The following is a 10648-nucleotide window of genomic DNA, read 5'->3' as shown; positions in this document are numbered from 1 at the left end:
CCTCATCGCTGCGCGATGAGCAAGCGAAGCGCCGCGCTTCGCTTGGCGCGCCCCTTCCGCTTCGCTCCAGGGGCTATGGAGCCGGCTCGCTTCGCTCCCCGGTCCGCGCGAAGCGCGGGCGTTCCCTCCGCTTCGCTCCGTGAACGCAGTGAACGGGCCTCGCTTCGTGATGCCTTGACGGCCTGCCACTTCGTGGCTGCCCGTCAGGGGTTCCGCTTCGCTTCACCCCGGCCCGTCCGCTTCGCTCCCGGGCTTCAAGAAGCCCGCTTCGCGGGCGCTGGCTGCACGGGCCAGTCTGTTGGCCGGTCACGCGAACCAGATGCCAGTGCCGTAAGCCTCATACTCGAGCCGGTGCTCATGCCCAGACCTGATTACGCGAACTCCTATGACTTCGTTCGCACCGTCGCGGGCGGCGACCAGGCTGAGCTCTGAGAAGGCCTGCGCCAGGGAACGGGTAGTGCCGGTCCAGAAGACAGACCGGTGTTGCGCCGGCCGCGAGGGCACATCGACCGTAAGGACCGGGACGGGGTACTCAAATTTCCGGAACATCTCGCGATCGTCCCAGGCAGGCGTCACCCTCGCCAGGGTGAATTCGCTTGAGGGCGGCGCGCACAGGAAAGGGAAGAGTGTTCTCCGGGCAGGTGTGAAGGCATTGGGCTGGCTTGCGGTACGGCGGCCTTACTAAAGGTTGTCCGTAACCAAGGAGCCTTTTCCAACCTCACGTCTGTGCTGGTCAAGGGCGTGCCAGTGAGTAACCATGTCAGCCGGTGACAGGCCTGTGACCAGCAGATCCACAGTCGGCCGCCCTGCGGCGAACGCTGCGCCGGGCATGGTCGGCGGACCTGACAGCCAGGTTGGAAAAGGCTCAAGGCCTGGCGTCGCGGCATACTGGCGATCGTTGATGACCTTGTTCGGCTGTGGGGGCGTTCGTGCTTGAGTTGCGATGTGAGGCGGTCCGATGGGCGGACGACGAGCCGTGGCCCGGGATGGTCGAGGTTCAGTTCACGGTGCGGCGGACCAGCTCATCCGCTGAACGCAAGGTTGTGGAGCCGTGCGACGCAAGCATCGCGTGGTGCACGCCGGCTCCCCGCAGGCGGCAGTCGCCCAGGACCTTCCAGTTCTTCATCCGTGAGAAGACGTGCTCGACCCGGGCCCGGGCCCTGCGGTGGATGGCGTTGTCGGCTTCCTGCTCGGGCGTGAAGTGTTCCTGTCCGCGACGCCGCCGGTGCGGAATCACGGCGCCGGTCCCCTGGTAGCCGCCGTCCGCCAGAACCGGCGCGTCCCGGCAGGCTCGGTCGACGCCCGACTCGGTGAAGGCCCGCCAGTCGTTACGGTTGCCCGGCAGCGGTAGGCCGACGGCGACCACCAGCCGGCTGTTGGCGTCGATCACCACCTGCTGGTTGGTCGCATACCGGTAGTCTTTCTTGCTGGATGCCGCGATCGTCCTGTCGCGAGTGGGAGCGAGGGCGCCGTCCACGATCAGTACGGTGTCTTGTCGCAGCCGCCGCGCGGGAGAGATCGCCAGCAACGGTGCGAGGTGCTCCGGCACCCGGTCCTCCAGACACAGCCGCCACGGCCGGCCCCGCTGGACGTCACCGCCACGACGGCGCGCACGAGCGCGACCAGCTTGCGGAACTGCGGCTCGCTCAGCCCCGAGAACGGCTCGATCCACATCGGATCACTCGCCGAGATCACCACACTCATGCTGTGACCAACGCGGAGGCGAGTCGGCAGTTACGGGACAACCTTTAGGCTCCAGCCACATTGAAAAAATCCATGGGTTATTACTGCTTCGTTTTCATGTTGAGATAAGCTATGGAATCAGAGGCTGCCGCCTCTTGAGGCACTCGAGAGCCTGCGGATCGATCTCAACGGCTTTTCTGGCGCTCTGGCAGGACATGGTCACCAGCCGATCGCGTCAGTCCAACCGTATCTCGTGTGGCCTCTCTACGTGCAGGTTTCCCGTTTCCTGCCGCTTGCATCGACCGAGCGGCATCTCAGGAGAAGGCAGGCGGATATGTCGAGCACCGACCACGTTGATCAGCGCGAGGCGGCCCAGCGAGAAGCGATTGATGCGGTCGTGCGTGCCCTTGAATTGCCTGCAAGATCACTTGTGTGCGAACGAGGGCTTCGAACGCAGGTGATCATGGCAACGGGGTCCGGGAAGACCCGGGTGGCGGTCCGCAGTGCGGAGGAGCTTCGCGCGGGCCGTGTGCTGGTGCTCGTGCCCTCGCTGGACTTGCTCGCCCAGACCGAGTCCGCGTGGCACGAGGGGGGCCGCAGGGGGCCGATGATCGGGGTGTCCTCGCTGCGAGGTGAGGAGGCGTCCTTCCCCAACACCACAGACGTGGACGAGCTGGTTGAGTGGACGCGAGGCCTGTCCAAGGTGACCGTTTTCGCCACGTACGCCAGCCTTGGGCTGGGCACTCTGGAGCGGGCGCACGCCGAGGGCCTCGCGGCCTGGGACTTGATCGTCGTGGATGAGGCGCACCGTGTTTCGGGCCGGATCGGGAAGCCGTGGGCTGTCGTCCATGACAACCAGAAGATCCCCTCTCTACGCCGCCTCTACATGACCGCCACGCCCCGCCTGTGGCAGCTGGACGAGGACACCGACCACGCGGCACCCCCGGAGTTGGTCGCGAGCATGGACGACGACCCCAAGGGCCCCTTCGGCAGCAGGGCGTACACCCTGACCCTCTCGGAAGCCGTGGACCGGGGCATCTGTGCCCCCTACCAAGTCGTCTGCATCGACATCACCGACACCCAACTCCAGGCCACTCAGCTCCTGGGCGCTGAAGGCCGCTCGGCAGAGGTCCGCGGGGCCCGGCTCGCCGCGCTCCAGACCGCCCTGGTGAAGGCATCAGCAGAGGAGAACTTTCAGCGCACTCTCGTCTTCCACCACGTCGTCAAGGAAGCCGAAGCGTTCGCGGCCGGTCTTCCGGACGTCGCCGCGCAACTGTACGCCAGCGATCCCGACCTCTACCCGGAAACGATCTGGGCCAACTGGCTGTGCGGGGAGCACAAACCACTCCACCGCCGCCGAACACTCGACGAGTTCGCGGCCGGGATTGCCACGGACGGCACCGTGGTGGAGAAGTGCTTCCTGTGCTCGGTGAAGGTCCTGGGCGAGGGTATCGACACCAAGAACTGCGACTCCGTGTACTGGGCCGACGTACGCGGCTCGATGCCCGACCTCGTCCAGGCCGTGGGCCGCGCGCTGCGGATGCGGCCGGGCGACGGCAAGGTGGCCTCGCTCGTCGTACCGGTGCTGCTCGGGCCGGGCGAGACGGCGGACAACATGCTCACCTCCCGGGCCTTCGGCGGGCTCGCCAAGCTGCTGGAGGCACTTCGGGCGCACGACGCCCGGGTCGTGGAGCGCCTTGCGGAGCAACAGAGCCCGAGCCAATACAAGACCGTCGGTCAGGATGACGACGGGAAAGGCACGAACCTGGGCGGCGAGGGCTCCGGGGGTGTCAGCTCCCCCGCCAAGGCCCTGCTGAAGTTCTCCACGCCGCGCGACCCGGCCGCCATCGCCGCGTTCATCAACCTGCGCGTCCTGAACCCCGAGAACGAACACTGGCGGCGCGGTGTCGAGGCCGCCGTCATCTACCACCAGTTGCACGGCGACCTGAAGGTGCCGTTCACCTACCGCGTACCCACCACCGACGACAGCAGCAGCCAGGCCGAGGAGGGACAAGGCGAAGAGACCGCTTTGTGGCCGGCCTCGCTCGCCGGGTTCCCGCTCGGGCAATGGATCGCCGACAACCGACGCTTCTACGCCCGCGGCACCATGGGCGAAGACCGCGTCACCCACCTGGAAAAACTCGGCATGATCTGGTCGCACTTCGACGTCGCGTGGGAGAAGGGACTGTCCGCCGCCCGCGGGTGGGCGGCAGAACACGGGCACCTCCTGGCACCCACTAACGCTGTCTTCCAGGGGGCGAAGGTGGGCATCTTCCTGAAGAACGCGCGGGCCGCCGCCCGAAAAGCCGTGGAGAACGAGCAGCGGCGTACCGAGGGCCTGCCGGTCCAGTCGTCGGCTGGAGCCCTGACAGACGAGCGGCGCGAGCAACTGGAAGACATCGACCCGACCTGGTGCCCGAGTTGGTCCGTGGGATGGCAACGCTGCTTCCACCTCACCCGAACCCACATCGCCGCCGGAGGCTCCCTCCCCACCGAGCCCGGCGACGTCATCCACCAAGGCGAAGACCTCGGACGATGGGTGCGCACGGTCCGACACGGCTGGGACAAGCTCACCACCGCACAGCAATGGCTGTGCGAACAGGTCCTCGGAATCACCCCGGCCGCCGCGGACGAGAAGCCGCCCCGTCCCCGCACACAGGCCGACAAATGGGCCATGAACTACCAGGCCGCCAAGCAGTACTACCAACGCGAAGGACACCTCCGCGTACCCAGGAAGCACACCGAACGGATCAGCTTCGGCGAAGACCAGGAGGAGCAGGAACTCCGGGTCGGAGCATGGATCAGCAACCAACGAAGCCGAGCCGCCACACTCTCCCCCGCACGCGTGGAACTGCTCACCACCATCGGCATGCGATGGTCCTGACCGTGGGCGTCGTCGTCACAGTGCAAAGACTCCGTTCGGTCGTCGCCGCGTCAACCAGTGACGTCCCCTCGCGTGCTGTCCGCGGGCGAGTTGGCGGTTACCGACGGGATCGTGAAGAAGGCCAGCGCTGCGAGGGCCGCCACGCTCGCTGCGAGTCCCAAAGCACCGAGAAGGGACCAAGCCACGAGTGGTCCGGCAACCGCTGCCCCCAGGGCGAATCCAGTGATCTTCAGGCTGGCACCCGTGGTGAAGATCTGGCCTCTCAGGTGATCCGGGGCTTCCCGGTGGCGGACTGCGAACAAGGCGGCCAGCTGGGGTCCCTCACCGACCCCCGCGACGAGTACGGCCACGATGAGCGCAACTGGCTGCCCCCACATGGCCAGGGCCAATGCGGCAGCCTGGACCAGAGCACCGGCCCAGACGATCGTCTCAGGATCGACCGAGCGCGGGAAGCGAGCGAGTACGGCGTTGGCCCCCAAAGCAGAAATCGCCACGCAGGAAAGCAGTACCGCACCGCGGCTCGCCCCGCCCAGAACGCGCTCGCCGAGGGCCGGGATACACGCCATCAGCATTCCCTGGGCGATACAGCAAACAGTCGAGGTGAGAGTGACCCGGACCAGAGGCGGCCTTCCGGTGATGACTCGCATTCCGGCGGCAAGGTCGCTGATCACCGACGTCCGCACACCCCGCACCGGACCGGGGCGTGCGGGCAGCATCCATGCAACGGGCAGTGCGAGGGTGATGAGCACCGCGGAGACCACCACCGCCGACGGGGCTCCCAACGCCTCCGCCGCACCGCCCGCGAGGGCTGGACCGGCCAGGCTCGCCACACTGAACGTCATGGCATCGAGCGCATTCGCCCGAGGCAGGTACTCGCCGGGCACTACCCGTGGCAGCTGGGCCGTCCATCCGCCCGACAGAGCCGGCCCCAGCAGCCCTGTCGCCACGGCGATCACGAGGGTGACGGCGAACGGCAGCCGGCCGAGTCCCACGAGAATCGTCCCGAGCCCCGCTGTGTACAGCAGGAGTGCCCCGGCCAGTAGGCGTCCCGGCCGCCCTGTCCTGTCGAGGAGCGCCCCGAGCAACGGTCCCCCGACCGCGGCGGAGATCGTGATGCCGGCAAGCAGCGACGAAGCGTCGACGGTCGATCCGGCCAGGGCAAACGCTGTCAGCATCAGCGCCGGTCCCGACATCTCGTCCCCGGCACGAGCTGCAACTGCTCCAGCGAGATAGATGTGAAGGGTGTAGCGCTTTGTCATCAACAAGACGTTACGGGGGTAACTCAAAAATGAGCAAGATGCGTTACATTCCTTGGGTGCTCTCCAACAGCGATGACTGGTCCACCCGACACTCCGTGCTGACCACGGCTCGACGGGCCGCTGCCCTGATCAACGCTCTCGCTGTCGAGGACGCCGACCCGGCCGACATCGCTGACGTGCTCCGCGCCTACAGCGAGGCCGATCCCATCGATCTCACCACCTGCGATGTCGCCGGGATGCGGACAGCCGCCGTGCTGCTGCGGCAGGTCTTCGCCGCCGAGCACGCCGATGGCGCCGCAGCCGCCCTCAACCGCCTGCTGCAGGAACACGTCGGGCCGCTCCGCCTGACCTCGCACGGCGGCAGCACCCCGTGGCACCCCCATCTCGACAGCGACGACAACGCCCCTTGGGACGAGTGGCTCCTCGCCTCTTCCTGCATGGCCCTGGCCGTCCTCGTCTGGGACCGCCAGCGCCCGCCCGGCAAGATCTGCACTTCACCCAGCTGCCGGAACGTTTTCGTCACTCAAGGCAGCGGGCCGGAACGTCGCTACTGCTCACGTCGGTGCGCGACCCGTGAGCGCGTCGCAGCCCACCGACGCTCCAAACCGCAGTCGTAGGGCCGGACCGGCTTCCTTGAGTGGCCGCCCCTGCTGAAACGCGAGGCCGGCACGGGAGCCTCGTCGGGACCGGGTGCCGGCTGGCCAGGCACGAGTACGTCGATCTGGCCCCGTGCCTGCCCCGAGCGCCCTGCTGTTGGGCCGCGCCGAACTCGCTCCGGCCCGCGTAGCCCGCCAGCCGGGTGCGGTCAGCCCGACGATGTACGGTCGGTGGAGGGACCGCTACACTTCGCTGGCTGCCATACCTCCGTCAAGCCGGCCTGTATCGAGGGCGGTGCGCACAGCGCTGGAGTTGCACGCCAGCTGATAGGCAGCTCAGAGCTCGTCCGACCATTTTCATCCTTACGCAGCTGGGGAGGCCGGTCGGTACGCCGACAGCACAGCAATCGGGGACTCACCCCCGTCTCTCTCCCACGGTCCAGTCCGCGCGAGTCAGCACGCGCCGGTTGACTGGTTCCGTCTCTACGAGCACGGTCGGAGAGACAGAACTGCCAACGGCATGAGTCTGATCAGTTCTTACGTGCGGTTACCAGCGCGAAGGAGAGGAATTCTCCGCCGTCCGTGGTGAGCATGTCGATGACGGGCTGGTTCGCACTCCGGCCGTCGGGTGTGTGCTCGGCTGCTGCCCGGGCCCACAGGAGCCAGTCCCGCCAGGCGTCTTGCGACAACCGTGCGGAGGTGACCTCGACGAGTTCGGTGATCGCCCACTGAAAGCGCCACCATTCCGCCGTGTGCCAGGCGATCGCCTCCCATCCGACCACCTTCTTGATGTGCGGAGGGATGGCTCCGAGCTCACGGACCTCCCGTGTCATGGCGGGAGTCGCCATCGCCAGATGTCCGCCGGGGCGGAGGAACCGCGTCAGGTAGGGCAGGTAGTTGTCCGCCGTTCCGAAGTACTCGAACGCGTCCACGCTCACGATGGCGTCGAAGCTCTCCTCCTCGAACGGCAGGGTGTGCGCCTCAGCTCGCACGGCCTTCACCTGGTCGCCGACACCCGCATCGGCGAATACGGCCGCGGCGTCCTCGGGGGCGATCCACAAGTCGGCCGCAACGACCTCGGCGCCGTACTCGCGGGCCAGGAACACTGACGTTGCGCCCTTGCCTGAGCCGAGGTCGAGGATCCGCATCCCCGGGCGCAGATCGAGGTCCCGGGTGAGGTCCTCCAGCAGCCACAGCGGGTTCGGTCCCATGTCGAGGGTGAGCAACCATGCGGGGTCATAGCGAGAGGAGCGTGGATAGCGTCCCGGGCGTATGAGGTCGTTCAAATCGGTCACGAGCACGAACCCAAGCTGATCTTTTGCCCAGGCACAACCCGTTTTCTTTCACCTCGCCCCCGGCGGTGGGGCACGATGCAGCAGCAATCAGTTCGTCGCTGCCCTCACGAGCGAAGCGAGTTCCGTGCGGCGGCCCGGGGCGCCTGCGGGTGTCGGCAGAGTTGGTGGAACGACACCTGGGTTGGCCAAAAGCGTTGGCCGTGACGGAGCACTCGCGTCCGATCTGGTGTTGCGGCGTCGGTGCACCGTTGCGCGCCGGCCGCCCTGCCCGCCGTCACTTCTGCCTCTTGCGGGGAGAGGTCGATGCCTCCGGGCGCGACGGTGGGAACGACTGCGGATCGCGGGACCAACGGACTGGGTGGCCGCCGACGCCGCCGGTGAGCCAGGAATCGTCACCCAGGGGGACCAGCTCGTAGGGGTTGCTCACCTCGACGGTGATTTCGCCGCGCAGCGTGCCGGTGTGTACATCGACCAGGTGGTAGCGGAACCACTCTTCTTCGTCCTGGCCCTCACCGCCCAGGGTGACGATGGCCGTGTCCTCGGACAGGTAGCCGCCACTCCATTCCACGAACGCCTCCTCCGGGTCGTACCCGAAGGCTTCAACGGAGAGGGTGAAGAGCACGGCCCCGTCGGGGTGGTCGTGGAAGGCGACGTCCGCCTGCCCGTGGTCCACGGTCATGAACTGCTGCCCCGACGGTGCCAGGTCGATGAGGCAGCGGTCCGACCACGGGTACGTGCTGAATTCCGGCTCGCTGTCCGCCCCGCCCGTACTCCGGAGAATGACTGAGCCGTCCTGCCCCTCACCGATGTCGAGGTAGACACTGCCGTCCACGGGATGCACGTGATGGAAGGCACCGTGCCCGACCGTCTCCAGTTCCCGGCGGGCGACAACCACACCGCTGTCGGCGTCGTGCACCACCCACTGGTCCCCGCGCCCTCGTCCAGCCATCGCGTCCGGCCGGTAGACCCACACGGTGCGGCCGTCCTGAGACAGCGCACAACCAGGCTGGTGGCCATGGCGTACGTCGGAGTGCGGCTCGAAGTCCACGGCCCACATGAGTTCGCCGGCGCGCGTGAGGCATACGAGTTCGTTCAGCGTGGTGTACACAACCCGCTCCAGATCCTGCCGGACCACCGAGGCGACGACCTCTTCGCCGTCTCGCGGCTGAAATACCGCTGCCGGTTCCAACGCCCCGTAGACGCCGACGCCCACGACGTAGGCGAGGATCCGCCCGTCGCGGTGACGCGTGATGACCTTCTGTGGCGGCTGAGGAATCATCCGCTGAGGTTAACGCCCAGGCCAGGTTGCCGTGGCCCCGGCGGCGATCACCGCCCTCGTTCCCCACGACTCGGCCGCCCTGTGGGGCAGGCTCTCCACCGAAACGGTTGCCGCCGGGACCCGCTCGGCCGCAACCGGCGCGGACCGCACCGTGCAACCCCTCCGCGACGCCGAACCGATCACGAGGCCCCGGGAGTCAGGGGCGTCTCGGTGGGACCGACTCGGGTGCAGGTCACCACCCGTGGCTCCTCGTCCGAGTGGGCGGGGAAGTCAGCACCACCGTGTCCTGGGGGAGCTCGTGCTCCCGCCCCGGGGGCATGCGGTGGTGGGCCCTGCGGCCAGCACCTTCTGGCTAGTCCCCGGCGCCTTCCCCGGCCGCCCCATGGATGGCGTCGCCATCGCGGCCCGGTCGAACCGCATCCGGCTCTGAACGCACGTCAGATGCAACACCGCACTCATGGAGCCGGCCGACGCACTCCCGGCCGTCGTCCTCAGCGGATTCCTCGGCATCCAGGTCGACACCGCCACACTCTGGGCGCAGGAAGCGGGCAACACTCGGTCGGAGAGCGCCGCAGAGGTCGCGCGAAGGAAGCCCGGCACGAGCTGATGAGGCCGGGTGCCAGTAGAAACGCCGGGGAAGTGATGTCGCTCCCGTCATGACAGGTCAGAGCGCGCCTTTCGTAGGATGAACGGCACGGGCGACCCGCCTTGTTCAGCTTCTGAGGGGCACCCAGAACACGTGGGCCGCCGGTCTCTCCGAGGAAGGCCGGTACGCCGAGGCTGCCGATGCGATGACCGAGTTGGTGGTCGCAGCGATCCTGCCCTACGGGCCCGCCAGCGGGGGTCTCACGTGGTCGCTCCTGGAGTGGGTCGCCGCTCTCCATGACGCCCGCCGGTCCGGCGAAGCACTCGGCGTGTTCGAGGCGCTCGTCAGCATGGAAGCGGCCGAAGCCGCGGATGGCCGGGGCTCGATAGCCTGCCATTTCTATTCGCTGATCGGATACGCGCAGATGCTCGACGCCTATGGCCGAGGCGAGCGGGCGGCCCTCGTACGACAAGAAGCACTCGCTTTGCTGACGGCGTGGGCCGATACGGGTGAGCGGAAATCCTGGAGTAGTTACGAGGCGTCGTTCTGGGCCGTCCTGCTGTCCTTCTCCGGCGCCGATGGCGAGCGGCCTGCGTCCGATGGACCGCGTCCTCCTTCGGGGACGGCGCCCATGGAGTGGTCGCCCGATGCTATGCGGGGCTACCTCGACAGCCGTCATGTCCTCCGTGACGAGGTGGACGCCCTAGCTGTGCGAGCCGCTGAGGATCCGGACCGGTATCTGGCCGAGCTGGTCCGGCTGCATCGGGTCCTCACCGTCCGCTCCGCCGTCTACTGGGAGCACCGCGCCCATCTGTTTCCGGAGCAAGCGCGTTCCCTGTTCGACGAGGGAGTGGGTCTGGCCCGCCAGCTGTCCCAGCGTGATCCGGCAGAGGGAACGCGAACACTGGCCAGGCCCCTGATCGACCAATCGACCTTTTACGTCGCCGCCTGCGCATTCGGGCCCGCGCTCGATGACTTCCGTGAAGTGGTGGGTTACCTGGGGGAGGTCGGCTGAGACATCGTTCCTCGTGTCTGTCGGAGGGTCATGAGAGTTTGTGCTTCGGGC

General features: G+C 67.5%; 7 protein-coding genes and 1 pseudogene. 4 read left to right on the top strand and 4 right to left on the bottom strand.

All coding sequences use genetic code 11. The annotated features are described in order from the left end of the window. Positions 1 to 1022 precede the first annotated feature (1022 nt). Positions 1023 to 1704: pseudogene (locus ACFUJY_RS30415) on the bottom strand (transposase). A 313-nt stretch (positions 1705 to 2017) separates the two neighbouring features. Between ACFUJY_RS30415 and ACFUJY_RS30410 the strand changes: the two are divergent. After that, a complete protein-coding gene (locus ACFUJY_RS30410) occupies positions 2018 to 4567 on the top strand; it encodes a Helicase associated domain protein (protein WP_383305605.1) in 2550 nt (849 codons plus the stop codon). Positions 4568 to 4617: 50 nt separating this feature from the next. Here ACFUJY_RS30410 and ACFUJY_RS30405 read toward each other — a convergent pair whose 3' ends face one another. Continuing rightward, positions 4618 to 5826 (bottom strand): MFS transporter, encoded by a 1209-nt coding sequence (locus ACFUJY_RS30405; protein WP_383305604.1) that lies wholly within the window; start codon positions 5824 to 5826, stop codon positions 4618 to 4620. 38 nt (positions 5827 to 5864) lie between these two features. Here ACFUJY_RS30405 and ACFUJY_RS30400 point away from each other — a divergent pair, with 38 nt between their 5' ends. Next, positions 5865 to 6443: a CGNR zinc finger domain-containing protein gene (locus ACFUJY_RS30400; protein WP_383305603.1), complete on the top strand. Its 579-nt coding sequence runs from the start codon at positions 5865 to 5867 to the stop codon at positions 6441 to 6443. A gap of 509 nt (positions 6444 to 6952) precedes the next feature. On the opposite strand, the gene ACFUJY_RS30395 is transcribed toward ACFUJY_RS30400, so the two are convergent. Together ACFUJY_RS30395 and ACFUJY_RS30390 are read right to left on the bottom strand one after the other, a co-directional pair. After that, positions 6953 to 7717 carry an SAM-dependent methyltransferase gene (locus ACFUJY_RS30395; protein WP_383305612.1) on the bottom strand — a complete coding sequence of 255 codons (765 nt, stop codon included), beginning with the start codon at positions 7715 to 7717 and terminating at the stop codon, positions 6953 to 6955. A gap of 274 nt (positions 7718 to 7991) precedes the next feature. Beyond that, complete coding sequence (locus ACFUJY_RS30390; protein ID WP_383305602.1) at positions 7992 to 8996, bottom strand: hypothetical protein; 1005 nt, start codon at positions 8994 to 8996, stop codon at positions 7992 to 7994. A 457-nt stretch (positions 8997 to 9453) separates the two neighbouring features. Between ACFUJY_RS30390 and ACFUJY_RS30385 the strand changes: the two genes are divergently transcribed. Then, positions 9454 to 9603, top strand: a complete 150-nt coding sequence (locus tag ACFUJY_RS30385) for a hypothetical protein (RefSeq protein ID WP_383305601.1) — start codon at positions 9454 to 9456, stop codon at positions 9601 to 9603. Positions 9604 to 9787: 184 nt separating this feature from the next. Beyond that, positions 9788 to 10597: a hypothetical protein gene (locus ACFUJY_RS30380; RefSeq protein WP_383305600.1), complete on the top strand. Its 810-nt coding sequence runs from the start codon at positions 9788 to 9790 to the stop codon at positions 10595 to 10597. The last annotated feature ends 51 nt before the right edge of the window (positions 10598 to 10648 follow it).

Source organism: Streptomyces sp. NPDC057249 (genome assembly GCF_042669245.1).
Lineage (GTDB): Bacteria > Actinomycetota > Actinomycetes > Streptomycetales > Streptomycetaceae > Streptomyces.
This window is presented reverse-complemented; position numbering and strand designations above follow the sequence as displayed.